Origin of the sequence: Terrihabitans soli (assembly GCF_014191545.1) — a bacterium.
Classification (GTDB): Bacteria; Pseudomonadota; Alphaproteobacteria; order Rhizobiales; family Methylopilaceae; genus Flaviflagellibacter; species Flaviflagellibacter soli.
In genome coordinates this window covers 1-25562 of the sequence record NZ_AP023361.1, presented here as the reverse complement: position 1 = coordinate 25562, position 25562 = coordinate 1, and the positions used below count along the sequence as shown (strand labels likewise).

Annotated in this window: 22 protein-coding genes and 1 pseudogene; 13 read left to right on the top strand and 10 right to left on the bottom strand. The window is 63.6% G+C overall.

The genetic code is table 11. From position 1 onward, the window contains the following. Positions 1-24: 24 nt before the first annotated feature. From IZ6_RS16080 to trmB, 3 genes are all read left to right on the top strand, one after another. Positions 25-501 carry a helix-turn-helix domain-containing protein gene (locus IZ6_RS16080; RefSeq protein ID WP_420825592.1) on the top strand — a complete coding sequence of 159 codons (477 nt, stop codon included), beginning with the start codon at positions 25-27 and terminating at the stop codon, positions 499-501. A gap of 95 nt (positions 502-596) precedes the next feature. Then, positions 597-1775, top strand: coding sequence for a methionine adenosyltransferase (metK, locus tag IZ6_RS00110; RefSeq protein ID WP_222876019.1), 1179 nt, complete (start codon positions 597-599; stop codon positions 1773-1775). Between the two features lie 149 nt (positions 1776-1924). Then, positions 1925-2626 (top strand): tRNA (guanosine(46)-N7)-methyltransferase TrmB, encoded by a 702-nt coding sequence (gene trmB / locus IZ6_RS00105; protein ID WP_222876018.1) that lies wholly within the window; start codon positions 1925-1927, stop codon positions 2624-2626. A gap of 12 nt (positions 2627-2638) precedes the next feature. Here the strand turns inward: trmB and IZ6_RS00100 are convergent, their stop codons facing one another. Both IZ6_RS00100 and IZ6_RS00095 read right to left on the bottom strand, forming a co-directional pair. Beyond that, the gene (locus IZ6_RS00100; protein WP_222876017.1) at positions 2639-3175 is read right to left on the bottom strand and encodes a flagellar basal body-associated protein FliL; all 537 of its coding nucleotides are present in this window, start codon (positions 3173-3175) and stop codon (positions 2639-2641) included. Positions 3176-3178: 3 nt separating this feature from the next. Continuing rightward, positions 3179-4084, bottom strand: a complete 906-nt coding sequence (locus IZ6_RS00095; RefSeq protein ID WP_225873944.1) for a DMT family transporter — start codon at positions 4082-4084, stop codon at positions 3179-3181. A gap of 136 nt (positions 4085-4220) precedes the next feature. Here IZ6_RS00095 and IZ6_RS00090 point away from each other — a divergent pair, with 136 nt between their 5' ends. The 9 genes and pseudogenes from IZ6_RS00090 (at position 4221) to pnp (ending at position 14078) form a co-directional block, all read left to right on the top strand. Beyond that, entirely contained in the window at positions 4221-4430 is a 210-nt protein-coding gene (locus IZ6_RS00090) for a TOBE domain-containing protein (RefSeq protein WP_222876015.1), read from the top strand. A 117-nt stretch (positions 4431-4547) separates the two neighbouring features. Further along, positions 4548-5177 carry a ribosome maturation factor RimP gene (gene rimP / locus IZ6_RS00085; RefSeq protein ID WP_225873943.1) on the top strand — a complete coding sequence of 210 codons (630 nt, stop codon included), beginning with the start codon at positions 4548-4550 and terminating at the stop codon, positions 5175-5177. Between the two features lie 3 nt (positions 5178-5180). After that, positions 5181-6776: a transcription termination factor NusA gene (gene nusA, locus IZ6_RS00080; protein ID WP_222876013.1), complete on the top strand. Its 1596-nt coding sequence runs from the start codon at positions 5181-5183 to the stop codon at positions 6774-6776. Beyond that, positions 6773-7414 carry an RNA-binding protein gene (locus IZ6_RS00075; RefSeq protein ID WP_222877478.1) on the top strand — a complete coding sequence of 214 codons (642 nt, stop codon included), beginning with the start codon at positions 6773-6775 and terminating at the stop codon, positions 7412-7414. Before nusA ends, IZ6_RS00075 begins: the two co-directional genes overlap by 4 nt. Further along, positions 7411-10002, top strand: coding sequence for a translation initiation factor IF-2 (infB, locus tag IZ6_RS00070; RefSeq protein ID WP_222876012.1), 2592 nt, complete (start codon positions 7411-7413; stop codon positions 10000-10002). The genes IZ6_RS00075 and infB overlap by 4 nt, the downstream gene beginning before the upstream one ends. Positions 10003-10066: 64 nt before the next feature. Continuing rightward, a complete protein-coding gene (gene rbfA / locus IZ6_RS00065) occupies positions 10067-10474 on the top strand; it encodes a 30S ribosome-binding factor RbfA (RefSeq protein ID WP_222876011.1) in 408 nt (135 codons plus the stop codon). Next, positions 10435-11418, top strand: a pseudogene (truB, locus tag IZ6_RS00060) (tRNA pseudouridine(55) synthase TruB); the annotation flags it as partial. The gene rbfA and the pseudogene truB, both read left to right, overlap by 40 nt. A 24-nt stretch (positions 11419-11442) precedes the next feature. Next, entirely contained in the window at positions 11443-11742 is a 300-nt protein-coding gene (gene rpsO, locus IZ6_RS00055) for a 30S ribosomal protein S15 (RefSeq protein WP_225874072.1), read from the top strand. 191 nt (positions 11743-11933) lie between these two features. Beyond that, positions 11934-14078 (top strand): polyribonucleotide nucleotidyltransferase, encoded by a 2145-nt coding sequence (gene pnp / locus IZ6_RS00050; RefSeq protein WP_222876008.1) that lies wholly within the window; start codon positions 11934-11936, stop codon positions 14076-14078. A 70-nt stretch (positions 14079-14148) separates the two neighbouring features. Here pnp and fabI read toward each other — a convergent pair whose 3' ends face one another. From fabI to IZ6_RS00030, 4 genes are all read right to left on the bottom strand, one after another. Continuing rightward, positions 14149-14997 (bottom strand): enoyl-ACP reductase FabI, encoded by an 849-nt coding sequence (gene fabI / locus IZ6_RS00045; RefSeq protein ID WP_222876007.1) that lies wholly within the window; start codon positions 14995-14997, stop codon positions 14149-14151. Further along, entirely contained in the window at positions 14997-16214 is a 1218-nt protein-coding gene (gene fabB, locus IZ6_RS00040) for a beta-ketoacyl-ACP synthase I (RefSeq protein ID WP_222876006.1), read from the bottom strand. Before fabB ends, fabI begins: the two co-directional genes overlap by 1 nt. 70 nt (positions 16215-16284) lie before the next feature. Then, positions 16285-16791: a 3-hydroxyacyl-[acyl-carrier-protein] dehydratase FabA gene (gene fabA, locus IZ6_RS00035; RefSeq protein ID WP_222876005.1), complete on the bottom strand. Its 507-nt coding sequence runs from the start codon at positions 16789-16791 to the stop codon at positions 16285-16287. Between the two features lie 78 nt (positions 16792-16869). Next, positions 16870-18684 (bottom strand): monovalent cation:proton antiporter-2 (CPA2) family protein, encoded by a 1815-nt coding sequence (locus tag IZ6_RS00030; protein ID WP_222876004.1) that lies wholly within the window; start codon positions 18682-18684, stop codon positions 16870-16872. 188 nt (positions 18685-18872) lie between these two features. Between IZ6_RS00030 and IZ6_RS00025 the strand changes: the two genes are divergently transcribed. Then, complete coding sequence (locus IZ6_RS00025; RefSeq protein ID WP_222876003.1) at positions 18873-19178, top strand: hypothetical protein; 306 nt, start codon at positions 18873-18875, stop codon at positions 19176-19178. Here the strand turns inward: IZ6_RS00025 and gyrB are convergent. The 4 genes from gyrB to dnaA form a co-directional block, all read right to left on the bottom strand. Beyond that, positions 19175-21601 (bottom strand): DNA topoisomerase (ATP-hydrolyzing) subunit B, encoded by a 2427-nt coding sequence (gene gyrB / locus IZ6_RS00020; protein WP_222876002.1) that lies wholly within the window; start codon positions 21599-21601, stop codon positions 19175-19177. The genes IZ6_RS00025 and gyrB overlap by 4 nt on opposite strands. A 119-nt stretch (positions 21602-21720) precedes the next feature. Then, positions 21721-22872: a DNA replication/repair protein RecF gene (gene recF, locus IZ6_RS00015; RefSeq protein WP_222877477.1), complete on the bottom strand. Its 1152-nt coding sequence runs from the start codon at positions 22870-22872 to the stop codon at positions 21721-21723. After that, positions 22872-23990 (bottom strand): DNA polymerase III subunit beta, encoded by a 1119-nt coding sequence (gene dnaN, locus IZ6_RS00010; protein WP_222876001.1) that lies wholly within the window; start codon positions 23988-23990, stop codon positions 22872-22874. The genes recF and dnaN overlap by 1 nt, the downstream gene beginning before the upstream one ends. A 129-nt stretch (positions 23991-24119) precedes the next feature. After that, entirely contained in the window at positions 24120-25562 is a 1443-nt protein-coding gene (gene dnaA / locus IZ6_RS00005; RefSeq protein ID WP_222876000.1) for a chromosomal replication initiator protein DnaA, read from the bottom strand.

Here is a 25562-nt window from a genome sequence, read left to right as displayed (position 1 = left end):
GGCGCACATAACAATCTCTGGGGCATGTCCCCTTCCCAACCGGCTTTTCCACGAACGTCGGTAACAACGACCGCGGCGCTTGCCGAGGCAGGAGCTCATTTCATGATGGCGACCAAGGCCCCCAATCCGATCGACAAACATGTCGGTGCGCGTGTCCGCATGCGCCGGCTACTGATCGGGATGAGCCAGGAGAAGCTTGGTACCGCACTCGGCATCACCTTCCAGCAGATCCAGAAATACGAGAAAGGCGCCAACCGGATCGGCGCCTCGCGCCTCCAGCAGATGTCGGAAGTTCTCGGCGTTCCGGTGTCTTACTTCTTTGAAGATGCCCAGGGTGAGGCTCTGCCCCCCGGCTTCAGCGACAAGAAGGGCGATTATGTCGCCGACTTCCTCGCCACGTCCGAAGGCCTCCAGCTCACCAAGAGCTTCATGAAGGTCAAGGATCCGAAGGTTCGCCGCCGGATCGTCGACCTCGTTTCGTCCCTCGCCGACGGCGATTAAGGACGCAGCGCAGGCGAGCTTGACCGCTCTCCTGTGGCTTGCGAGAAGACCGGGCGCCTCCCAAAGCGCCCGCAATCTTCCCTCCGGAGCAAGCCGTGGCCCGTAAGTCCTATCTGTTCACCAGCGAATCCGTTTCCGAAGGCCATCCCGATAAAGTCGCGGATCGCATCTCCGATACGGTGCTCGACGCCTATCTGACGGCTCATCCGGAATCGCGCGTCGGCTGCGAAACCTTCGTGACCACCCAGCGCGTCGTCATCGGCGGCGAAGTCCGCGGACCCGAAAGCGTCACCAAGGATTACATCGAAGAGCTCGCGCGCGCCGCGATCAAGGATATCGGCTACGAGCAGGAAGGCTTCCACTGGAAGACCGCTCAGGTCGACGTTCTCCTGCACGCGCAGTCCGTCGACATCGCCCAGGGCGTCGACTCGGCCGGCAACAAAGACGAAGGCGCCGGCGACCAGGGCATCATGTTCGGTTATGCCTGCACCGAAACGCCGGAGCTGATGCCGGCGCCGATCCACTATTCGCACCTCGTCCTGCGCAAGCTGTCGGAAGCGCGCCACGCCAAACAGGGTGATGCCGCCAAGCTCGGCCCCGATCAGAAGAGCCAGATCACGCTTCGCTACGACAACGGCAAGCCGGTCGAGGCGACCTCGATCGTGCTCTCGGCGCAGCATCTCGATGAGAACCTGACGTCCGATGACGTCCGCGCCATCGTCGAGCCCTATATCCGCAAATCGCTGCCGGATGGCTGGATCAACGGCAACACCGAATGGCACGTCAATCCGACGGGCAAATTCGTCATCGGCGGTCCCGACGGCGATGCCGGCCTGACCGGCCGCAAGATCATCGTCGACACTTACGGTGGCGCAGCTCCGCATGGCGGCGGCGCCTTCTCCGGCAAGGACCCGACCAAGGTCGACCGCTCGGCTGCTTATGCGGCGCGTTACCTCGCGAAGAATGTCGTTGCAGCCGGTCTTGCCGACCGCGCCTGCATACAGCTCGCTTACGCCATCGGCGTGTCCAAGCCTTTGTCGATCTATATCGACACCTACGGCACGGCGAAGGTCGATGAAGCTGCGATCGAAAAGGCGCTCGGCGAGGTGATGGATCTGTCGCCGCGCGGCATCCGCAAGCATCTTGCGATGAACAAGCCGATCTATGCACGTACATCCGCTTACGGCCATTTCGGCCGCACGCCGGACAAGGATGGCGGCTTCTCCTGGGAGAAGACCGATCTCGTCGACGCGCTTAAATCGGCGGTCAACTAATTCACTTCTCCCCGCAAGCGGGGAGAAGTCGAGCGGCGAAGCCGCCGGATGAGGGGCGCATTCTTGCCCCTCACCCCGACCCTCTCCCCGCAGGCGGGGAGAGGGAGAGAGCCCTCTCTGTTCTCCCCGTTTTGGAATAGAGACCAGCAATGTCCGATATCGATCAGGAACACCGCAGGCGCGGCGCTCTTTATGGGCGCCGCAAAGGCAAGCCGCTGCGCGCCGGTCAGGCGGAGCGGTTCGACACTTTGCTGCCGCGCCTTAAGATCGATCTGACAACTCCGGCGCCGGACGATCTGCGCACTCTGTTCGGCGCGCCGGTCGATGAGTTCAGGCTGGAGATCGGCTTCGGCGGCGGCGAGCATCTCCTGCACGAAGCCGAGCAAAATCCGAAAACCGGTTTCATCGGCGTTGAGCCGTTTTTGAACGGCATGGCGAAAGCGCTGGCAGGGATCGACGAGCGGAAGATTCCGAACATCCGTCTGTTCGACAATGACGCGGCGCTTTTGCTCGACTGGCTGCCGCCCGGATGCCTTTCGCGCGTCGATCTTCTCTATCCCGATCCCTGGCCGAAAAAGCGCCAGTTCAAACGCCGCTTCGTCTCGCCGGAGAATCTCAAAAAGATTGTTCGTGCGCTGAAGAGTGGCGGCGAGTTCCGCTTCGCCAGCGATATTGAAAGCTATGTCGAATGGACGCTCGCCCATGTCAGGGCGCAGCCCGCTTTGCAGTGGACGGCGGAAAAGGCCGATGACTGGCGTGTGGCCTGGGCCGGTTGGCCGGGCACGCGCTATGAGGCGAAAGCGATCCGCGAAACCCGCACGCCGGCCTATCTGATCTTCAGGAAAATCTGACGCTCGGGACGACTAGCGGACGAGACGGCTTTCGCCGGGAACGACATTGCCGCTCGCATCGAATTTCAGAACGACCGTCCAATTGTGCACGCCCTTCGGCCAGCCGCCGCCCGGCAGGAAGGATGAGGGATTGCCGCCGAGCGCCGAGATCAGTTGCGGCATCTCTTCGCGGCGCCAGGCGATCAGCGTCGTTTTGCCCGCGCCGGCATTCGACAGATAGCGCGCGACGCCATTGGGATTTTCATCGTTGAAGCCGGCATTGACCGGAATGCCGATGGCGCGGCTCAAAGGCAGAAGCGTCAGGCGCGGGCGCTGGCTTTTTTTGGAATCGGAAGCCGCGATGAGAAGGCTCGGCCGTCCGCCCGGCCAGCCACGGCCGGCATAAGATTGCGCACGCGCTTGTCCTGCCGCGCTGATTCCAGGTCCGCTGTCCGCGTCCTCGGCATGGCGGATGATCATGACCGTCGCGTTTTTCGGCCCGGCTTCGGCTGCTACGGACGCGAGAAGGAGGGCGGCGAGCGCCGCGCTGAGCGTTGAAAGTGCGCGCATGGTCTAGGGATGTCCCTTCGAAATGCCGTCGTCAATTTCTTCGACGGGTGAGCGAGACTTGCCGAAGCGCAGTTCGCTGACGATGACACCGGCGAGAATGAGCGCCGCGCCGAACAGGGCCGGCGCCGGCAGCCGGTCTCCGGCGATGCGTCCGACAATACCCGCCCAGACGGGCTCGCCTGCATAGATCAAAGTCGCACGCGTCGGCGAGACGGATTTCTGCGCCCAGTTCATCGCAAACTGGATTCCCGCGCTGGCAAGGCCAAGTCCAAGCGCGCTGGCCGCCAGGAACCAGGAAAATTCCGGAACCGGCTCGCCCGCGACCGGCATCAGCGCAAAGGAAAACAGACCGGCTGCAAGAAGCTGAACCGCGGTGACGCGGCGGCTGTCGACCCGTCCGGCAAAATGGCTGATGAGGATAATTTCCCCGGCAACGGCGACGGCGCAGAGAACGGTCGCGATCTCGCCGGCTTCGAAGGCGATCGGCCCCGCGTCGGGACCGGCGAGAAGCACAAGCCCGGTAAAAGCGAGCGCAATGCCGATCCAGCTGAAGAGGCCCGGCGGACGGCGCAGCACCAGCCATTGCAGGAGCGGCACAAGCGGCACGTAAAGTGCGGTGATGAAAGCCGATTTCGAGCTCGAAATGGTTTGAAGGCCGTAAGTCTGGAGGAAATAGCCGAGGAAGAGGCTGGCGCCGATGGCGATGCCGCCGAAAAGCTCGGTCCGCGTCAGCCCGCGCATCAGGGGCGCAAAGACCGCCATCAAAAGAAGCCCGGCAAAGGTGAAGCGCACCCCGACGAAGAAAAACGGGCCGGAGACCTGCATGGCCAGTTGGACGGTAAGAAAGGTCGCGCCCCAGATCATGGTGATCAGGACGAGAACGAGTTCCTGCCGGCTGAGGACCGGCATGCGCCAGCGGGAGAGCATGAAGATGGGGGACGGGGAATGAGGAAAGGGGCCGGGAACCTAGCCGCCCGGCGGGCAGGATACTAGTTTCCGGGGTGGGGAGCAGGAATGCCCAAATGCCCAGGAAGAGGAAAAAGCCATGAAAATCAGCGCCAGAAACCAGATCAAGGGCACGGTGACCGAGGTCATCAAAGGAGCGACGACCTCTCATGTGCGGATCGATATCGGCGGCGGCCAGATGGTTACCGCATCCATCACAAATGAAGCGGTCGATGAGCTGGGACTCAAAAAAGGTCAGAAAGCGGTAGCCATCATCAAGGCTTCCGATGTCATGGTCGGGGTCGACTAGACCCCGCGCCTTGCCTCTTCAGGGCGGTTTCTCTATATAGAACTCAACTTCCATCTCATGACTGTCTTCATGAGAGTGGGTTCCTCCGGGGGCCCGCTCTTTTCGCATTTGGTGCCTATGGCGAATGAAACCGCAGCCGACGACCGCCTGATCCGGGAAACCGGTGTGGCCGCGCGCGTCGCTCATATCGTCGAGCCGATCCTCGGCGATCTCGGTTATCGCCTGGTGCGGGTCAAGGTGACGTCGCAGAACGGCTGCACGGTCCAGATCATGGCCGAGCGTCCGGACGGCACGATGAATGTCGAGGACTGCGAAGAGTGCTCCAAGGCGATCTCGCCGGTGCTCGATGTCGAGGACCCAATCGAGCGCGCCTACTATCTCGAAATGTCCTCACCCGGCATCGACCGGCCGCTGGTGCGGCTCGAAGACTTCACGCGCTGGGCAGGCCATGTCGCCAAGATCGAAATGGAAACGCTGATTTACAACCGCAAGAAATTCCGCGGCACGCTGCTCGGCATCGAAGGTGAAAACGCTAAGCTTGAGCGCGACGATGTGAAAGAGGGCGAGGAAAAGACCGTGCTTCTGCCGGTGGCCGATATGGCCGAGGCGCGGCTCGTTCTGACCGATGCATTGATCGAAGAGACGCTGAAGCGCGGCAAGGCTGCCGGACGCGAAGCGGCTCAGGATGGACTTGAAATGGACGTGGACGCGCTCGAGGAGCCGGTCCAACGCAAGGGACGGAGATAGAACATGGCCGTTAGCGCCAATCGTCTGGAGCTTCTGCAGATCGCCGATGCGGTTGCGCGGGAAAAAGTGATCGACCGGCAGATCGTGCTGGCCGCTATGGAGGACGCGATCGCCAAAGCCGCGCGCGCCCGCTACGGCGCCGAGACGGAAGTGCGCGCCGAGATCCACCCGAAGACCGGCGAAATCCGCCTGTCGCGCCTTCTGCATGTCGTCGAAAAGGTCGAGAACACCTCGACCGACATCGCGCTCGAAGAGGCCCGCCAGCGCAATCCCGCGGCACAGCCCGGCGATTACATTTCCGAGACGCTGCCGCCGTTCGATTTCGGCCGCATCGCCGCGCAGTCGGCGAAACAGGTCATCGTGCAGAAAGTGCGCGAAGCCGAACGCGAGCGTATGTACCTCGAATACAAGGACCGCATCGGCGATATCGTCAACGGCGTCGTCAAGCGCGTCGAATACGGCAATGTGATCGTCGATCTCGGCCGCGGCGAAGCGATTGTCCGCCGCGACGAACTTCTGCCGCGCGAAATGTTCCGCCCCGGCGACCGCATCCGCGCTTATGTCTACGATGTGCGCTCGGAGCCGCGCGGCCCGCAGATTTTCCTGTCGCGCACGCATCCGCAGTTCATGGCGAAGCTGTTCGCTCAGGAAGTGCCGGAAATCTACGACGGCATCATCGAAGTGAAGGCGGTTGCCCGCGATCCGGGTTCGCGCGCCAAGATCGGCGTTATCTCGCGTGACTCATCGATCGATCCCGTCGGCGCCTGCGTCGGTATGCGCGGTTCGCGCGTGCAGGCCGTGGTGAACGAATTGCAGGGCGAAAAGATCGACATCATTCCGTGGTCGCAGGACGAGGCGACGTTCATCGTCAACGCGCTGCAGCCGGCGGAAGTCGTCAAGGTCGTGCTCGATGAGGATTCGGGCAAGATCGAAGTCGTCGTTCCGGATGACCAGCTGTCGCTGGCCATCGGCCGCCGCGGCCAGAATGTGCGTCTGGCTTCGCAGCTCACCGGCTGGGATATCGACATCCTGACGGAAGCCGAAGAATCCGAGCGCCGCCAGAAAGAATTCAACGAACGCACTCAGCGCTTCATGGAAGCGCTCGATGTCGACGAGGTTGTCGGTCAGCTGCTCGCGGCTGAGGGCTTCGGCACGGTCGAGGAAATCGCCTTTGTCGATATCGGCGAAATCGCGTCCATACAGGGCTTCGACGAAGACACCGCGACGGAAATCCAGAACCGCGCGCGCGAGACGCTGGCCCGCCTCGAAGCGGAGCAGGACGATCGCCGCAAGGAACTCGGCGTCGCCGACGAGCTGAAGGACATTCCGGGCGTCACGACCGCGATGCTGGTTGCTTTTGGCGAAAACGACATCAAATCGGTGGAAGACCTCGCGGGCTCCGCGACGGACGACCTTCTCGGCTGGACCGAGCGCCAGGACAACGAAACCAAGCGTTTCCCCGGCGCCCTCGAAGGCTTCTCGGTCTCCAAGGAAGAAGCCGAGGCTCTCATCATGCAGGCGCGCCTCAAGGCCGGCTGGATCGACGAGCTGCCTCAGGCGGAAACTGAAGAGCCCGTCGAGGAGGAGGCTTCGGCCTGAGCGAGGACGAGAAGGACGACCGGCGGGCCGCGTCCCGCAGCTGTGCGGTAAGCCGTAAGGTCCATCCGGTCGAGGAGCTTATCCGCTTTGTCCGGGCGCCGGACGGGGCGGTGGTTCCCGATCTGAAGCGGCGGCTGCCGGGCCGCGGCGTCTGGGTCGAGGCCCGGGCCGGGTCTGTCGGCGCGGCTGTGGCGAAAAAGGTTTTTGCCCGCGGCTTCAAGGCGGAGAGCCGGGTTTCGGCGGATCTTGCCGCCGAGGTCGAGGCCCTTCTCGAGCGCTCGGCGCTCGACATGCTTTCCCTGGCCAATAAGGCCGGGCGGGTCGTGACCGGGTTCGGCAAGGTTGAGACGGCGCTCGACCGGAATGAGGCGGCTCTGGTGCTCCATGCGGGCGATGCCGCCGAGGACGGAAAGCGCAAACTGGCCCAGGCGGCCAGGCGCGGCACGGGCGGCGGCGAGGTGAGGGTCTTGAGCCTTTTTTCCTCGCGGCAATTGGATTTGGCCTTGGGCCGCGAGAATGTGGTACATGCAGCGCTGCTCGCGGACCCCGTGAGCGACGCTTTTATCGCGCGGGCGCTTCAGCTTGCGCGCTATAGGGACGGCGATACGGGGCAACCCGCAGAAACGGATCAGGAATGACGGATACGAAAAACCCGGGCGATAAACCTCTCGGCCTGGGCAAGACATTGACGCTGAAACGGCCGGTCGAGCAGGGCACGGTGAAGCAGAGCTTCAGCCATGGCCGCTCGAAATCGGTCGTCGTGGAAAAGGTGAAGCGCCGCGTGATCGGCCCCGGCGATAAGCCGGAGGCCGCTGCTCCGCAGGCCGCTCCCGCTGCGCGCAAGCCCGCCGCGCCGTCCGCACCGCCGGCTGCAGCTCCTGCGCCCGCAGCTCCTTCGAAAGCGCCATCCGCACCGCGCACGCCGGGCGTTGTGCTGCGCACGCTGACCACCGACGAAATTGAAGCGCGCGACCGCGCTCTTGCCGACAGCCGTCTTCGCGAAGCCGACGATCGCGTCAAGGCCGAGGCCGACGCGACACGCCGCGCCGCCGAAGATGCGCGCCGCCTTGCCGACCGCGAAGCCGCCGAAGCGCGCAAGCGCGACGAGGAAACGCGCCGCACGCAGGAAGAAGAATCGCGCAAGAAGGCGGAAGAGTCCGCCAAGAAGCGCCTCGGCGACGAGACGCCGGCAGCAGGTGTTGCGCGCGGACGCGTTGCCACCGCTGAAGACGAGGATGAGACGCGCCGCGCGCCGATCCGCCGTCCGGGCATGCCCGCGCGTCCGGTGGTTCCGCCGAAGCCTGAGCGCACCAAAGCCGGCCAGGAAAAGCAGCGCACGCGTCTGACGTTGACGACGGCGTTTGAATCGGAAGAAGAGCGCGCCCGTTCGGTTGCCTCGTTCCGCCGCCGCGTGCAGCGCATGACCGGCAAGGTTTCGGCCGAGCCCAAGGAAAAGCTCGCGCGCGAAGTCGTCATTCCGGAAACGATCACGATCCAGGAGCTCGCCAACCGCATGGCCGAGCGTGCGGTCGATGTCATCCGCCTGCTGATGAAGCAGGGCGAGATGAAGAAGATCAACGACGTCATCGACGCCGATACGGCGCAGCTGATTGCCGAAGAAATGGGCCACACCGTCCGCCGCGTTGCGGAATCGGACGTCGAAGAAGGCCTGTTCGATGCGGCCGACGAGGAAGGCGCAGCCGTTCCGCGTCCGCCGGTCGTCACGATCATGGGCCATGTCGACCACGGCAAGACCTCGCTGCTCGACGCCATCCGCCAGACGAATGTCGTCTCCGGCGAAGCCGGCGGCATCACGCAGCATATCGGCGCCTATCAGGTGAAGACGCCGGCAGGCAGCCTTGTCACCTTCATCGACACGCCCGGCCACGAAGCCTTTACCGCCATGCGTCAGCGCGGCGCGAAAGCGACCGACATCGTCGTGCTCGTTGTCGCCGCCGATGACGGCGTCATGCCGCAGACGGCCGAAGCCATCAATCACGCGAAGGCCGCGGGCGTTCCGATCATCGTTGCGATCAACAAGATCGACAAGCAAGGGGCAAAGCCCGAGCGCGTACGTACCGAGCTTCTGCAGCATGAGCTGCAGGTCGAAAGCCTCGGCGGTGAAATTCTCGAAGTCGAAGTTTCGGCGACGAAGAAACTGAACCTCGACAAGCTGCTCGAGCTTATCGCCCTGCAGGCCGAACTTCTCGATCTGAAGGCAAATCCCGATCGTCCGGCCGAAGGCATCGTCATCGAAGCCAAGCTCGACAAGGGCCGCGGCCCGGTTGCGACTGTGCTCGTGCAGCGCGGCACGCTGAAGGGCGGCGACATTGTTGTGGCCGGTTCCGAATGGGGCCGCGTCCGCGCGCTCATCGACGATCAGGGCAAAGCGGTGTCCGAAGCCGGTCCGTCGCTGCCGGTCGAAATCCTGGGTTTCCAGGGCGCGCCGGAAGCCGGCGACCGTCTTGCGGTCGTCGAGAACGAAGCGCGTGCCCGCGAAGTCACCGAATACCGTCAGCGCCAGCGGCGCGATCTCGCAGCGGCCCGTTCGGGCCGTGGCGGTGGCGGCTCGATCGAACAGATGATGTCGAACCTGAAGACCGCGGCGGGACGCCAGGAGTTCCCGCTCGTCATCAAGGGCGACGTGCAGGGTTCTGTCGAAGCGATCATTCAGGCGCTGGCCAAGCTCGGCAATGACGAAGTTGCGGCGCGCGTTCTGCACGCGGGCGTCGGCGGCATCACCGAGTCGGACATCACGCTTGCAAGCGCCTCGGGCGCCGCGGTGCTCGGCTTCAACGTCCGTGCGCTGAAGGAAGCGCGCGAGGCGGGCGATCGCACCGGCACCGAGATCCGCTACTACAACATCATCTACGATCTCGTGGACGATATCCGCAAAGCGATGTCGGGCCTTCTGGCGCCGGAGCGCCGCGAAGAATTCCTCGGCAATGCCGAAATCCTCGAAGTGTTCAACATTTCGAAGGTCGGCAAGGTCGCGGGCTGCAAGGTCACCGAAGGCCGCGTCGAACGCGGTGCGGGCGTGCGCCTGATCCGCGACAACGTTGTCGTCCACGAAGGCAAGCTCTCGACGCTCAAGCGCTTCAAGGACGAAGTGAAGGAAGTCCAGGCCGGTCAGGAATGCGGCATGGCCTTCGAGAACTATCAGGATATGCGCGCCGGCGACGTCATCGAATGCTATTCGGTGACCGAGGTGACCCGCTCTCTGTGATGTGACGAACGAGGGCGTCGCGGTCCAATTCCGCGGCGTCCATACGGTTCGAGGTTAGAAAAACATGATCAAGAAAGCTCAGCCCGCGGGCCCGTCCCAGCGGCAATTGCGCGTCGGCGAACTCGTGCGCCATGCGCTCGCTGAAATTCTGCAGCGCGGCGAGATTCCGGACCCCGCGCTCGGCAAGGCCGTCATTACGATCCCCGAAGTGAAGATGTCGCCGGACCTGAAGCTTGCGACGGCCTATGTCATGCCGCTCGGAGGCAAGGATGCCGACAAGATCGTGAAAGCGCTCGCCAAGAACAAAGCATTCCTGCGCGGCGCGCTCGGCAAACGGGTCGAGCTGCGTTCGGTGCCCGATCTGCGCTTCATGGTCGATACCAGCTTCGATATCGGCGCCAAGATGGATGCGCTGCTCGACCGGCCGGAAGTGCGCCGCGATGTCGAGAGCAAGAGGGAGGGCGAGGAATGAACGCGCCCGCACAGTCTCCGGCTCAGCCCAAGCGCAAGAAGATCGACGTCCATGGCTGGCTTGTCCTCGACAAGCCGACCGGCATGACCTCGACCCATGCTCTGGCACGGGTCAAACGCGCGTTTGGCGCCAAGAAGGCCGGCCATGCCGGCACCCTCGATCCGCTGGCGACGGGCTGCCTGCCGATTGCTTTCGGGGAGGCCACCAAGACCGTCCCCTTCGCCATGGACGGACGGAAAATCTACCGGTTCACCGTGGCCTGGGGCATCGAGACCGATACCGACGACAGCGAGGGCCACCCCGGAGAGACCTCCCCCCAGCGGCCCTCCGAGGCCGAAATCCGGGCCGTTCTGCCCGGTTTCACGGGAAACATCCTCCAGACCCCGCCCCGCTTCTCGGCCATCAAGATCGACGGCGAGCGGGCCTATGACCTTGCCCGCGAGGGTGAAGAGGTCAATCTCGAGGCGCGCGAGATCGCGGTCCATCGCCTTGAACTTGTTGAGAAAACTGACGATTTCGCCACCTTCGAAACCGAAACCGGCAAGGGGGCCTATGTCCGCGCCCTGGCCCGCGATATGGGCCGGGCGCTCGGCTGTTTCGGCCATGTCTCGGCGCTCCGGCGCGTCCAGGTCGGCCCCTTTGAGGAAGCTGATCTTATTTCGCTGGACGAAATCGAGCGCCTGGGGTTATGTCCCCCCGGCGAGGGCAACCTTGCAGACCACCTCCTTCCCGTTGAGACCGCGCTGGACGACATCCCGGCGCTGGCCGTGAACGGGTCGGATGCGGCCCGCCTCAGACGAGGTCAGGCCGTTTTGTTGCGCGGACGCGATGCGCCGCTGCTTTCAGGCACTTGTTACGTGACCGCCCAGGGTGCGCTTGTCGCTCTGGCGGAGGCTGAAGGCGGCGAAGTTCATCCCAAACGCGTGTTCCATCTTCCGGGCTGAGCCTGGGACACCAACCGCTGCCGGCTGACGCCGGTCGCCAAGAAAGGATACCCGATGTCGATTGCTGCAGAGCGCAAACAGGCGCTCGTGAAGGAATATGCCACCAAAGCCGGCGACACGGGTTCGCCGGAGGTGCAGGTCGCGATCCTGACGGAACGCATCAACAATCTCACTGAGCACTTCAAGGGACACGCGAAGGACAATCATTCGCGTCGCGGCCTTCTGAAGCTCGTGAGCCAGCGCCGCTCGCTGCTCGACTATGTGAAGTCGAAGGATACGAGCCGCTACGAAGAGCTCATCAAGCGGCTGAATATCCGCCGCTGATTTATGTACGGCGCGCCCCCGCGGCGCGCCGTTTTGCATGGTGCGGCCTCATGAGGATGCCGCGCTCAATCCGAGGTGATGCGGAGCCAATCGAGTTCGCGGGCAGGATCGCCGGACGCTTCCATTGAGGAGCTTCTCGCCATTCTGCTCGTGGTCCGGCCCGCATCGCCGCAGACCGTGAGAAGACACATATGTTCGATATTCATCGTGAAGTTTTTGAATGGGGTGGGCACGAGCTCATCCTCGAAACGGGCCGCGTTGCCCGCCAGGCGCATGGCGCCGTTCTCGCCACCTATGGCGACACCACAGTTCTCGCCACCGTCGTCGCCGCCAAGGCGCCGAAGCCCGGTGTCGATTTCATGCCCCTGACCGTCAATTATCAGGAGCGCTTTTACGCCGCGGGCCGCATTCCCGGCGGCTTCTTCAAGCGTGAAGGCCGTCCGACCGAAAAGGAAACGCTGGTTTCCCGCCTGATCGACCGTCCGGTCCGTCCGCTCTTCGTCGACGGCTGGCGCTGCGATACGCAGGTCGTCGTCACCGTTCTCTCGCACGATCTCGAAAACGATCCGGACATCGTCGGCATGGTTGCGGCGTCCGCGGCTCTGACGATCTCGGGCGTGCCGTTCATGGGCCCGATCGGTGGCGCCCGCGTCGGCTATATCAATGGCGAGTACGTGCTCAACCCGACGGTCGACAAGATCAAGGAATCGGAACTCGATCTCGTTGTTGCCGGTACGCAGGACGCGGTGCTGATGGTCGAGTCGGAAGCCAAAGAGCTCTCCGAAGAGGTCATGCTCGGCGCCGTGATGTTCGGTCACAAAGGCTTCCAGCCGGTGATCGACGCGATCGTCCGTCTCGCTGAAAAGGCGGCGAAGGAGCCGCGCGATATCGAAGCGGTCGACAATTCGGCACTTGAGGCCGATATCCGCAAGATCGCCGAAAAGGATCTGCGCGAAGCCTACAAGATCCAGAAGAAGACGGACCGCTATACGGCGGTCGGCAAAATTCGCGAAGCGGTGATCGCCAAGCTCTCGCCGGAAGGCGACGAGAAGGCCCCGCCGGCCACCAAAGTCGGTTCGGTGTTCCACGATCTCGAAGCCAAGATCGTGCGCTGGAACATTCTCGACGACGGCATCCGCATCGACGGCCGCGACGTGAAAACCGTCCGTCCGATCCTGTCGGAAGTCGGCGTTCTGCCGCGTACGCACGGCTCCTCGCTCTTCACCCGCGGTGAAACCCAGGCGCTCGTTGTCGCGACGCTCGGCACCGGCGAAGACGAGCAGTTCATCGACGCGCTCGAAGGCACGTATAAAGAAGCCTTCATGCTGCACTATAATTTCCCGCCCTATTCGGTCGGTGAAACCGGCCGCATGGGTTCGCCCGGCCGCCGCGAAATCGGCCACGGCAAGCTCGCCTGGCGCGCCATCCATCCGATGCTGCCGGCGAACCACGAGTTCCCGTACACGCTGCGCGTTGTCTCCGAGATCACCGAGTCGAACGGCTCGTCCTCGATGGCGACGGTCTGCGGTACCTCGCTCGCGGCCATGGATGCGGGCGTTCCGCTGAAGCGTCCGGTCGCGGGTATTGCGATGGGCCTCATTCTCGAAGGCGAACGCTTTGCGGTTCTGTCGGATATTCTCGGCGACGAGGATCATCTCGGCGATATGGACTTCAAGGTCGCCGGCACCACCGAGGGCATCACTGCCCTGCAGATGGACATCAAGATCGCCGGCATCACCGAGAACATCATGAAGGTCGCCCTCGCGCAGGCGAAGGACGGCCGCAATCACATTCTCGGCGAAATGGGCAAGGCCCTCACGGCAGCCCGTCCGGAACTCGGCGAATTCGCGCCGCGCATCGAAGTGATCAAGATTCCGGTCGACAAGATCCGCGACGTGATCGGTTCGGGCGGCAAGGTCATTCGTGAAATCGTCGAAAAGACCGGCGCGAAGATCAATGTCGAAGACGACGGCACGGTGAAGGTGGCGTCCGCCGACGGCAAGGCCATCAAGGCCGCGCTCAACTGGATCCACTCGATCGTTGCCGAACCTGAAGTCGGCACGATCTATGAGGGCACGGTCGTCAAGGTCGTCGATTTCGGCGCCTTCGTGAACTTCTTCGGCGCGCGCGATGGTCTCGTCCACGTGTCGCAGATCGCTCCGCGCCGCATCGAGAAGGTCTCGGACGTTCTCAAGGAAGGCGACAAGGTCAAGGTCAAGCTGCTCGGCTTCGACGATCGCGGCAAGACGCGTCTGTCGATGAAGGTCGTCGATCAGGAAACCGGCGAAGACCTCGAAAAGAAGCAGAACGCGGAAGCCGTTCCGGCCGCCGAATAATCTTCTTAAAAGTTCGGAATCGAAAGGGCGGCCGAGGGGCCGCCCTTTTTCGTTTCAACGTTGGAAAGCTTTATTCCGCCGCGTGCGGCGGAGCTTTCTCGGCGGCTTCTTCCGCCGCATCGACGAGCTTCAGCGATTCCGGCTGCGGCATCGAGATGATGTTGTAGCCGCTGTCGACATAATGGATTTCGCCGGTGACGCCCGAGCCGAGATCGGACAGCAGATAGAGCGCCGCGCCCCCGACTTCATCGATCGTCACCGTGCGGCGCAGCGGCGCGTGGCGGGTCTGGAAATTGAACATCAGCCGCGCATCGGCAATGCCGGCGCCGGCAAGCGTCCGGACGGGTCCGGCCGAAATCGCGTTGACGCGGATATTGTTCGGGCCGAAATCGGAGGCGAGGTAGCGCACGCTCGCTTCGAGAGCGGCTTTGGCAACGCCCATGACGTTATAATTCGGCATCACGCGCACCGAGCCGCCATAGGTCAGCGTGATCATTGAGCCGCCATTCGTCATCAGCTCGGCCGCCTGACGGGCGACTTCGGTGAAGGAGAAGCAGGAGATCACCATGGTGCGGGAGAAATTGGCGCGCGTCGTATCGGCGTAGCGGCCCTTGAGTTCCGATTTGTCGGAGAAGGCGATCGCGTGAACGAGAATGTCGAGCGAACCCCATTTCTCCTTCAGCGCGGCGAAAACCGATTTGACGGAGGCTTCGTCCTCGACATCGCAGGGCAGAAGAATGTCCGAGCCGATGCTGGCGGCCAGCGGGCCGACGCGCTTTTTCAGGCTGTCGCCCTGATAGGTGAAGGCGATTTCGGCGCCGGCCTCGGCAAGCTTGCGGGCGATGCCCCAGGCGATCGAGTGATCGTTCGCAACGCCCATCACGAGCGCGCGCTTGCCGGAGAGGAGTCCTGCGACCATTACGCGTCGAGCCGTTTGAAGACGAGGGTGGCGTTGGTGCCGCCGAAGCCGAAGGAGTTCGACAGCACGGTGCCGACCTGCACATCCTTGCGCTCGCGCAGGATCGGCATATCGGCAAATTGCGGATCGATCTCTTCGATATGGGCGCTTTCGGCGAGGAAGCCGTTGTTCAGCATCAGCAGCGAATAGATCGCTTCCTGAACGCCGGCCGCGCCGAGCGAATGGCCTGTCAGGCTCTTTGTGGCGGAAATCGGCGGGCAATCCTTGCCGAAGACTTCGCGCAGCGCTTCGATCTCCTTGGCGTCGCCGACCGGCGTCGCCGTGGCGTGCGGATTGATGTAATCGATTTTTGTCTTCACGGTCGACAGCGCCTGGCGCATGCATCGGACCGCGCCCTCGCCGGACGGTGCCACCATATCATGACCGTCCGATGTCGCGCCGTAGCCGGCAAGCTCGCCGTAAATACGGGCGCCGCGCGCTTTCGCATGTTCGAGTTCTTCGAGAACGACAACGCCCGCGCCGCCGGCAATCACGAAACCGTCGCGGTTTTTGTCATAGGCGCGCGAGGCCGTCGCCGGCGTGTCGTTATAGGAAGACGACATCGCACCCATGGCGTCGAACAGGTTCGACAGCGACCAATCGAGATCTTCGCAGCCGCCGGCAAACATCACGTCCTGCTTGCCGAGCTGGATCTGCTCCGCCGAATTGCCGATGCAATGGCTGGAGGTCGCGCAGGCGGACGAGATCGAATAGTTCACGCCCTTGATCTTGAACCAGGTGGCGAGCGTGGCCGACGCCGTCGAGCACATGGCCTTCGGCACGGCGAATGGGCCGATGCGCTTGGGGCTGTTGTTTTTGCGGGTGATGTCGGCGGCTTCGACGATGGCGCGGGTCGACGGACCGCCCGAGCCCATGATGATGCCGGTGCGGTCGTTTGAGATGTCATTGGCCTCGAGGCCGGAATCGCGGATCGCCTGATCCATGGCGACATGGTTCCAGGCGGTGCCGCCGCCGTGGAAGCGCATCGCACGCCGGTCGACGAGGTCCTCGACATTGATGTCGGGCGCGCCATGCACCTGGCAGCGGAAGCCGAGATTGACGTAATCCTCGGCGCGGCTGATGCCGGATTTGGCCTCGCGCAGACTGGCGGTGACTTCCTGGGTGGAATTGCCGATCGAGGAGACAATGCCCATGCCGGTGACGACGACGCGTCTCATGCTTTTCTCCCGCCGCGGGGCGCAAAGGCCCCGGCTCCTTCTTGTTGGGTAACTTTAAGCCTGTTGCCGGTCAGGTCGTGAACAGGCCAACCTTCAGATCGCTTGCCCGATAGATAACCTCTCCATCGGCTTCCAGCCAGCCATCGGCGACGCCCAGAACGAGTTTGGAGCGCATCACGCGCTTGAAGTCGACACCGTAGACGACCTTCTTGACGCTGGGCAGAACCTGGCCGGTGAATTTGATCTCTCCGGCACCGAGCGCCCGTCCGCGGCCCGGCGAGCCGAGCCAGCCGAGATAAAAGCCGACCATCTGCCAGAGGGCGTCGAGGCCAAGGCAGCCCGGCATGACCGGATCGCCGATGAAATGGCAGTCGAAGAACCAGAGATCGGGCCGCACATCGAGCTCGGCGCGCACGAAACCCTTGCCGTTCGGGCCGCCCTCTTCCGAAATTTCGGTGATCCGGTCGAACATCAGCATGGGCGGAACCGGCAGCTGGGCATTGCCCGGGCCGAACATTTCGCCCCGCCCGCAGGTCAGGAGCTCTTCATAGGTAAAGCTGGATTTGCGGGAGGTCATTCCGGTTCTTGGCCTTTTTAGTGGAGGTCGCCGCCGCGCGGCGGGGTTCCTCTAACACAGAGGTTCCCCGGCTCCAAACTAGGTAATATCCGGTTGCGGGGCCTCGCCGACCACACGCCCGGGTCGGCGCGGCGCGGTCAGCGGGCCGGGCCGCGGAGCGTTGCCCAGCATCAGATCCTGTCCGGCATAAATACCGCCGGCGACTTGCAAATCCAGCCTTTCGTCGTCGCGGCGGCGGACCTCGCGGCAGATCTCGTGCGCCTCCTCTTCCGGCACTCCGAGCCCCTCCAGCACCCGGCGGCCCATCGTGAGTGCCGATTCGAAAGTGTCGCGAATTTGAAAATCCACATTGCGGTGGATGAGGTGGATTGCATGGCCGCGATCCCAGGCGCGGACATAGAGCTTGGTCAGCGGGAATTCGGACTGCATCAGCTCGACGATCCGGTTTGAGGCCTCACGATTGTCGACACAGACGAGAACGGCATCGGCGCGCCCGGCGCCCGAGGCGTGGAGAATGTCGAGCCGCGTGCCGTCGCCGTAATGAACGAGGAAGCCGAAATCGGAAGCGGCGCGGATCATCTCGACATCGATCTCGATGATGGAGATATCGAACCCGCGAGACAAAAGGCCCTGCGACGCCACCTGGCCGAAACGGCCGAAGCCAATGATCAGGACATGCGCATTCAGTTCGTCCGGCGTCTCAAGTCCGTCGAGCGAGGGCGCTTCCGGCGGCATCATGCGGCGGACGATGAGGGCCGACAGAGGCGCAACCGCCATCGAGATGATGACGGCGGCGTTGAGGATCGCGGCGCGTTCCGGGGCGAAAATGCCGGCGGTGAGCGCCGCGCCATACAACACGAAGGCGAACTCGCCGCCCTGCGCGAACATCGTGGTCCGGACAAGAGCGGCGCGGTGCGGCGTCTTGAAAATGCGCGCAACCGCGTAGGTGCCGATCCCGGACATTGCGATGAAGACGAGCGTGATGGCGAGAATGAGCGGCCAGGCGCGCGCGACGACGGCAAGATCGAGCGACATGCCGACGGCGAGGAAAAACAGGCCGAGCAGCAGACCGCGGAAGGGCTCGATATCGGCTTCGAGCTGATGCCGGAAGGAACTCTCAGACAGCAGCACCCCGGCAAGGAATGCGCCCATCGCCATGGACATGCCGCCGACATCCATCACGAGAGCCGCACCGAGCACCACAAGAAGGGCGGCCGCCGTCATCACTTCGCGGGCGCGAGCCGCGGCGAGAAGCTGGAACATCGGATTGAGCAGGAAACGCCCGGCGATGACGATGCCGACAATGGCCGCAACTGCGTAGCCCGCTTGCGCCAGCTGGCTAGCGGCGTTCGCATCGGGTGCGCGCGGCGCCATGAACGCGACGAGCGCGAGCAGCGGCACGATGGCAAGGTCTTCGAGGAGAAGAATAGCGAAGGCCTTCTGGCCCTCGGGCGCCGCAAGTTCGCCGCGCTCTTCCAGCATTTGCGTGACGGCAGCGGTCGAGGACAGAACGAAACCCGCACCGGCAACGAAGGCCGCACGTGCATCGAAGTCGAATATGTACATGCCGGCCAGCATCAGCAGGACGGCGCAGGCGGCGACATGAGCGATGCCGAGACCGAAAATCTGTCCGCGCAGCGACCACAGCCGCGACGGCTGCATCTCGAGGCCGATGATGAACAGCAGCATGATGACGCCGAACTCGGCGACATGGAGGATGTTTTCGGGATCGGTGAAGAGGCCGAGGCCGAACGGGCCGATGACAAGGCCCGCCGCGAAATAGCCGAGCACCGAACCGAGGCCGAGGCGCCGGAAGATCGGCACCGCGACAACGCCCGCACCGAGCAGGGCAACGATCTGGACGAGCTGTGCGCCCTGCGCTTCGGCGGCCATGATTTTCTCCTTGAGCCTTCTATGCGGCCCATGGCGCCGGGCGGCAAGCTGGCCGAAAGGGCAGTTTGTGCCCGGCAGAACTTTCCGCCAGACGCGTTTTGCCTGCAAGCGGCCTTTGATTTTGTTCGAGAATTTCCGGCATGGAACTTGGTTCTCGTGGGGTGCCCACGAGAACGAGGCTTAAAGACATGTCCATTTCAGGTATCGGCGGAGGCTTCCAGCTTCCGAACATTTTCTCCGGCAATGCGTCGGGCAGCGCTGAGAAGCTCAACAAATCGCCGGTCGATGAATTCCTGGAGATCGCCCGTCAGTCACCGGCCGAGCGCATCCGCGCCGCGATCCTGGATGAAATGGGCATCTCCGAGGAAGAGCTCGAGGCCATGCCCGACGAGGCGCGCGAGGCGGCGGAAAAACAGATCGCCGAACGCATCAAGGACAAGCTGCTCGAAAAGGCGCAGGAAAAGACCGGAACGCTTATCGACGTGACGGTTTAGGCGTCGACGCTGGCCGTCAGGGCGTTCTGCTGGATGAAATCGCGGCGCGGCGGGACCTCGTCGCCCATCAGCTGGCTGAACGTCGTGTCGGCGTCATCGCCTTCCTTCACCCGGACCTGCAGCAGCGAGCGGACGTTCACATCGAGCGTCGTCTCCCAGAGCTGATCGGGGTTCATTTCGCCAAGGCCTTTATAGCGCTGCAAAGTGAGACCCTTGCGGCCGGTCGCCAGCATGGCTTCGACAAGGCCGATCGGCCCGTGTACCGGCATCAGCTCTTCGCGGCGCTGCAGGCCGGCCGCCTTCTGATAGATGTCCTGCAAATGCCGCGCATGCTCATCGAGCTTGCGCGCATCCGCCGAGCCGAGCAGAGCGATATCGAGCTTGGCGACTTCGAGCACGCCGCGGACGGTGCGCTTGAATGTGAAGCCAGTGGCATCCGCATCGCCTTCCCAGCCGCGCTCGGTTTCATCCGAGATCGCGTCGAGGCGGTGGGCGATATATTCCGCCGCCTGATCGGCCTGAACCTCGTTTTTCAAAATTTCGAGATTGAGCACGCCGGCGATCGCCGCCTGTTCGACCACCGCGCGGTTATAGCGTGAATGCAGGCCCAGAAGAGTCGTGCGCACGGCGCGCGCCGTGTCGATGATCGACATCAGATCCTGGCCGCCGCGTTCTTCGCCGGTCGCAAGCTTAAGCACCGTGCCTTCCGAGCCGGTCGAGACGAGATAGTCTTCGAGCGCGGTTTCGTTCTTGAGATATTGCTCGGACTTGCCGCGCGCGACTTTGTAGAGCGGCGGCTGCGCGATGTAGATATGGCCGCGCGCCAGAAGCTCCGGCATCTGGCGGAAGAAGAAGGTCAGCAGCAATGTGCGGATATGCGAGCCGTCGACATCGGCGTCCGTCATGATGATGATCTTGTGATAGCGCAGCTTGTCGGCGTTGAACTCGTCCTTACCGATGCCGGTGCCGAGCGCGGTGATCAGCGTGCCGATTTCCTGGCTGCCGAGCATGCGGTCGAAGCGCGCGCGCTCGACGTTGAGAATCTTGCCGCGCAGCGGCAGCACCGCCTGAAAACCGCGATCGCGGCCCTGTTTTGCCGAGCCGCCGGCCGAGTCGCCCTCGACGAGGAAGAGTTCGGATTTCGCCGGATCGCGCTCCTGGCAGTCGGCAAGCTTGCCGGGCAGGGAGTTCATATCGAGCGCGCCCTTGCGGCGCGTCAGCTCGCGCGCCTTGCGGGCGGCTTCGCGCGCGGCGGCCGCTTCGACGACTTTGCCGACAATGGTGCGCGCATCGGCAGGATGCTCCTCGAACCATTCGGCAAGCTTCTCATTAATGGCGTTCTCGACGGCCGGACGCACTTCCGACGAGACGAGCTTGTCTTTCGTCTGCGACGAGAATTTCGGATCGGGCACTTTGACCGACAGAACGCAGGTCATGCCTTCGCGACAATCATCGCCGGTGACGGCGATCTTTTCCTTTTTCGAAATGCCGGATTTGTCGGCATAGCCGACGACCTGACGCGTCAGCGCGGCGCGGAAGCCGGCGAGATGGGTGCCGCCGTCGCGCTGCGGAATATTGTTGGTGAAGCAGAGGACGTTTTCGTAATAGCTGTCGTTCCACCACAGCGAAGCTTCGACGGTGATGCCGTCACGCTCGGCGCGCACGGTGATCGGCTTGTCGACGAGCGGCTTTTTGGTGCGGTCAAGATAGCGGACGAACGCTTCGATGCCGCCTTCATACATCAGCTCTTCGCGCTTTTCCTCGACACCGCGCCTGTCGGTGAGAACGATGCGTACGCCGGAATTGAGGAAAGCGAGTTCGCGCAGACGGTGCTCGAGCGTCGCGTAATCATATTCGACGCTGGTGAAGGTTTGCGTCGAAGCCAGGAAGGTGACTTCGGTTCCCTTGCGGCCATTGGCGGGACCGACGACGGCGAGCGGTGCATCGGCATCGCCATGGGTGAAGGTCATTACGTGTTCTTTGTCTTCGCGCCAGATGCGCAGCGTCAGCTTCGACGACAGCGCATTGACGACCGAGACGCCGACGCCGTGCAGGCCGCCGGAAACTTTGTAGGAGTTCTGGTCGAATTTTCCGCCGGCATGCAGCTGGGTCATGATGACCTCGGCGGCGGAGATGCCTTCGTCCTTGTGAATGTCGGTCGGAATGCCGCGGCCGTTGTCGGACACCGTGACCGAGCCGTCGGCGTTCAGCGTCACCGTCACGAGGTCGGCGTGGCCGGCAAGGCTTTCGTCGATCGCGTTGTCGACGACCTCATAGACCATGTGGTGCAGGCCCGAGCCGTCATCGGTGTCGCCGATATACATTCCGGGGCGTTTGCGGACGGCGTCGAGGCCCTTCAGAACCTTGATCGAGTCCGCACCATATTCGCTCGCGGATGTGGCAGCTCCCGAGGCAGGGGTCATGAGCTAAAATTCCTTGAAAAATGCGGGCTTTCCGACGCGATTCGCCGCTCCCGGAATATAGGCTTTCCGGGCGGAAAATTCACGTCTTTTGGCACCGATTCCGGGGCTAATTTCGGCTTTTATTCCAGTCTTTCGGCGTGCCCTGAAGACACACGGAAAAGCACCGATTCCGCGCCCAATTCGGCAAAGGCTGCGGGGTCGGCGCCGGTCAGCCAGACCTGGGCGCCAAGGTCCGAAAGCACCGCATAAAGGGCAGCTCTGCGGTCGGGGTCGAGATGGGCCGCGACCTCGTCGAGAAGAACGAGGGGTGTCGTCCCTGACAAGCGCGCCACAAGCCGCGCATGGGCCAGAACGAGGCCGAGCAGGAGGGCCTTCTGCTCGCCGGTCGAACACAGTTCGGCGGGCATCTGTTTGGGCCCGTGGCGGACGGAGAGGTCGGAGGCGTGCGGGCCCTCGGTCGTGCGGCCCGCCGTCCGGTCGCGGCCCCTCAGATCGCGCAAGCGGGCGCGGTAGAGATCTTCGGCATCGGCGGCGCTGCCGGAGGCGATGTTTTCCTCCATCCAGCCGCCCAGCGCGATTTCGGCATAGGGAAAGACCGCACTAGGGGTGCGGGTCTCGGCGATAAGGCCGGCGAGTCGCGAAACGGTGTCGATGCGCGCGGCGGCCACGGCGATCGCAAGCTCGGCCGTCTCGTGTTCGATGGCGTCCAGCCAGCGCGGATCGGCGCCGCCCTCCTCCAGCAGTTTGTTGCGGCTTCTCAGCGCCCGCTCAAAGGCGGAGACGCGGGCGCCGTGTTCGGGATCGACGGCAAGAACCAGGCGATCGAGAAAACGCCTGCGGTCGCCGGCCGGGCCGGTGAAGAGCCCGTCCATCGACGGCGTCAGCCAGACGATCCGCAGATGATCGGCAAAGGCGCCGGGGCCCGAGACATTGGCGCCGTTGATGCGGCAGCGGCGGCCGCCATTCTCCTCGGCGACATCGGTGCCGGTGCCGATCGCGGCTTCTCCCAAAGCGCCGTCGAGTTCGGCGAACACCGTCCACGAGCCGTCGCCGTCGGCCTGGGCGAGATCGGAGAACGCCGCGCGGCGCAGCCCGCGTCCTGGCGTCAGCAGCGAGACGGCTTCGAGAATATTCGTCTTGCCGGCGCCGTTCGGGCCGGTGAGCGCAACATTCTTGGCCCCGGTCTCAAGAGTGAGGCCAGGATGATTGCGGAAATGGGTGAGGCGGAGCCGCGTCAGCGCGACCCGTTTGGCGGCGGTGTTCGTTGCGATCACACCCGCATCGGCATCAGGACATAGAGAGCCGACGAGCCTTCCTTGTCCTGGATCACCGTCGGCGAGCCCGGATCGGCGAGTTTCAGCAGCGCCGTTTCGGTATCGATCTGCGCCGCGATGTCGAGGAGGTAGCGCGAGTTGAAGCCGATATCGAGCGCGTCCGCGCCGTAATCGACTTCGATCTCTTCCGTCGCCGAACCGGAGTCGGGGTTTGTGACCGAGAGGGTCAGCTTGCCGTCGTTCAGCGCAAGCTTCACCGCACGGCCGCGTTCGCTCGAAATCGTCGAGACACGGTCGACCGCGGCAACGAACTCGACCTTGTCGACGGTCAGCTTCTTGTCGTTGCCGACCGGAATGACGCGCGCATAGTCGGGGAAGGTGCCGTCGATCAGCTTCGACGTCAGTACGACATCGCCGAGCGTAAACCGCATTTTCGTCGGCGAAAGTTCAATCGCGACGGAGCCGGCCGGATCCTCGACAAGGCGCTGCACTTCCGCGACGGTTTTACGCGGCACGATGACGCCCGGCATTTTCTCCGAGCCTTTCGGAGCCGGAAGCTCGACGCGGGCGAGGCGGTGACCGTCGGTTGCGACCGCGCGCAGCATCGGGACGCCGTCGACTTCCATCGCATGCAGATAGATGCCGTTGAGGTAATAGCGGGTCTCTTCGGTCGAGATCGCAAACTGCGTCTTGTCGATGAGGCGCTTCAGATCTGACGCGGCGAGCTCGAATTTGACGGGCATGTCGCCGGCGGCAAGATCGGGAAAATCGGCTTCGGCCAGCGTCTGCAGCGCAAAGCGCGAGCGGCCCGAGCGGATCGTCAGCGTACCGGTATCGCCGCTCTGTTCGAGCGAAACCTGCGAGCCTTCCGGCAGTTTGCGGACGATATCGTAGAACGTATGGGCAGGAACGGTCGTCGAGCCGGCTTTGCCGACATCGGCGCCGGTGGTTTCAACCACTTCGAGATCGAGATCGGTCGCCTGCAGGCGCAGCCCGTCCTTTTCCGCTTTCAGGAGAACGTTGGAGAGGATCGGGATCGTGGTCCGGCGCTCCACCACCCGGTGGACATGGCTTAGGGACCTGAGCAGCGCGGCCCGTTCAAGGGTCACTTTCATTGGAAGTCTTCCGTTCCATGGGACGTTTCGGCCCGGCGCAGAGGCCGGGCCGTCCCCGGCGCATCCGAGCGCCGGGCCGGGGAGATTGACTGCTCCCCAGCCATTTCGCAAGCAAAATGCCTTGGTTGGTTACTCCGAGAGCATGCGCTTCAGGAGGTCCACGTCTTCGGCCAGGGCGTTGTCGCTGTGCAGGAGGCCGTCGATCTTGCGGACGGCATGCAGCACCGTGGTGTGGTCGCGGCCACCGAACCGGCGGCCGATTTCCGGCAGCGAGCGCAGAGTCAGGACCTTCGACAGATACATGGCGATCTGACGCGGGCGGACCACGGTCGCGGTGCGGCGGGCGGAGAGGATATCGGCGCGCGAGACGTTGTAGTGACGGGCGACGATGCGCTGGATGTCTTCGATCTTGACGCGCTTGGGTTCGCGGTTGCGGATCAGATCGCGCAGCGCTTCCTCGGCCATCTCCAGCGTCACGGCAGCGCCGGTCAGCGTGTTGTGGGCGAGAAGGCGGTTTACCGCGCCGTCGAGATCACGGCCGTTCGCCGTCACGGTGCGCGCCACGTAAGCGAGAACCGAAGGCGGCACGTCAAAGCCGAGATTGGCTTCGCGGGCGACGGTGACACGGCTTTTGAGGATCGACAGGCGAAGGTCTTCGTCGAGCGAGGCCATCTCGACGGCAAGGCCGCCGGCAAGGCGCGAGCGCAGGCGATCGTCGAGGCTTTCCAGCTCCGTCGGCGGACGGTCGGCGGCGACGACGACCTGGCGGCCGGCATCGATCAGCGCGTTCAGCGTATGGCCGAATTCGGCGGAGACCGTTTTTCCCTGCAGGAACTGCACGTCGTCGATCACGAGCATATCGATGCCGCGCAGCGTTTCCTTGAACGCCAGAGCGGTCTGCGCCCGCAGCGCCGAGACGAAGCCGAACATGAAGCGCTCGGCGGTGAGATAGAGAACGCGGCGGCCGCCGGTTTCCGCGGCGCCGGCAATGGCGTGCAGAAGATGCGTTTTGCCAAGGCCGACAGCGGCGTGAACGTAAAGCGGATTGTAGCGGATCGCCTCACCGGCACGCGCCTTCGCCACTTCCTGCGCGGCGGCGTGCGCCAGTGCATTGGAGCGTCCGACAAGGAAGCTGTCGAAGCCCATGCGACGGTCGAGCGGGGAGCCGACAAGTCCGCCACCGGCGGCGTTGTCTGCGCCGTTGATCTGCGGAGCGGGCTGAGCCGTGCCGGTGCGCGGCGCCGTCGCGGCATTTGCTGCCGGAGCGCGGGCTGCAGCCGGCGCACGGCCGCCAGCGGTGCGCAGCGACAGTTCGATGCGCTGCACGTCGGAATTCTCTTCCTGGAAGGCGCGCAGGATGCGGTCGGCGTAATGCGACAGAATCCAGCTCTTCAGGAAGCGCGTCGGAACGGAGAGATTGGCCGCGCCGGAGGTATCGACGGATTCCAGCTCGATGCGGGCAAACCAGGACAGATAGATGTCCTCGCCAAGCTCGGCTCGGAGACGTCGCTGTGTCCGCTGCCAGGCTGCCCCGTGATCGCCGGACGAAGGGGAATGAGCAGGCGCGGACAT

Excerpts from the sequence above, each read along its gene's own strand:
- pnp (WP_222876008.1), top strand. The coding sequence starts at position 11,934 with ATGTTCGATATTCATCGTGAAGTTTTTGAATGGGGTGGGCACGAGCTC.
- fabI (WP_222876007.1), bottom strand. The coding sequence starts at position 14,997 with ATGGTCGCAGGACTCCTCTCCGGCAAGCGCGCGCTCGTGATGGGCGTT.
- IZ6_RS16080 (WP_420825592.1), top strand. The coding sequence starts at position 25 with ATGTCCCCTTCCCAACCGGCTTTTCCACGAACGTCGGTAACAACGACC.
- dnaA (WP_222876000.1), bottom strand. The coding sequence starts at position 25,562 with ATGTCCGCGCCTGCTCATTCCCCTTCGTCCGGCGATCACGGGGCAGCC.
- rimP (WP_225873943.1), top strand. The coding sequence starts at position 4,548 with ATGGCGAATGAAACCGCAGCCGACGACCGCCTGATCCGGGAAACCGGT.
- trmB (WP_222876018.1), top strand. The coding sequence starts at position 1,925 with ATGTCCGATATCGATCAGGAACACCGCAGGCGCGGCGCTCTTTATGGG.
- infB (WP_222876012.1), top strand. The coding sequence starts at position 7,411 with ATGACGGATACGAAAAACCCGGGCGATAAACCTCTCGGCCTGGGCAAG.
- IZ6_RS00030 (WP_222876004.1), bottom strand. The coding sequence starts at position 18,684 with ATGGCCGCCGAAGCGCAGGGCGCACAGCTCGTCCAGATCGTTGCCCTG.
- IZ6_RS00100 (WP_222876017.1), bottom strand. The coding sequence starts at position 3,175 with ATGCGCGCACTTTCAACGCTCAGCGCGGCGCTCGCCGCCCTCCTTCTC.
- nusA (WP_222876013.1), top strand. The coding sequence starts at position 5,181 with ATGGCCGTTAGCGCCAATCGTCTGGAGCTTCTGCAGATCGCCGATGCG.
- dnaN (WP_222876001.1), bottom strand. The coding sequence starts at position 23,990 with ATGAAAGTGACCCTTGAACGGGCCGCGCTGCTCAGGTCCCTAAGCCAT.
- rbfA (WP_222876011.1), top strand. The coding sequence starts at position 10,067 with ATGATCAAGAAAGCTCAGCCCGCGGGCCCGTCCCAGCGGCAATTGCGC.
- fabA (WP_222876005.1), bottom strand. The coding sequence starts at position 16,791 with ATGACCTCCCGCAAATCCAGCTTTACCTATGAAGAGCTCCTGACCTGC.
- fabB (WP_222876006.1), bottom strand. The coding sequence starts at position 16,214 with ATGAGACGCGTCGTCGTCACCGGCATGGGCATTGTCTCCTCGATCGGC.
- IZ6_RS00090 (WP_222876015.1), top strand. The coding sequence starts at position 4,221 with ATGAAAATCAGCGCCAGAAACCAGATCAAGGGCACGGTGACCGAGGTC.
- IZ6_RS00025 (WP_222876003.1), top strand. The coding sequence starts at position 18,873 with ATGTCCATTTCAGGTATCGGCGGAGGCTTCCAGCTTCCGAACATTTTC.
- gyrB (WP_222876002.1), bottom strand. The coding sequence starts at position 21,601 with ATGACCCCTGCCTCGGGAGCTGCCACATCCGCGAGCGAATATGGTGCG.
- IZ6_RS00095 (WP_225873944.1), bottom strand. The coding sequence starts at position 4,084 with ATGCCGGTCCTCAGCCGGCAGGAACTCGTTCTCGTCCTGATCACCATG.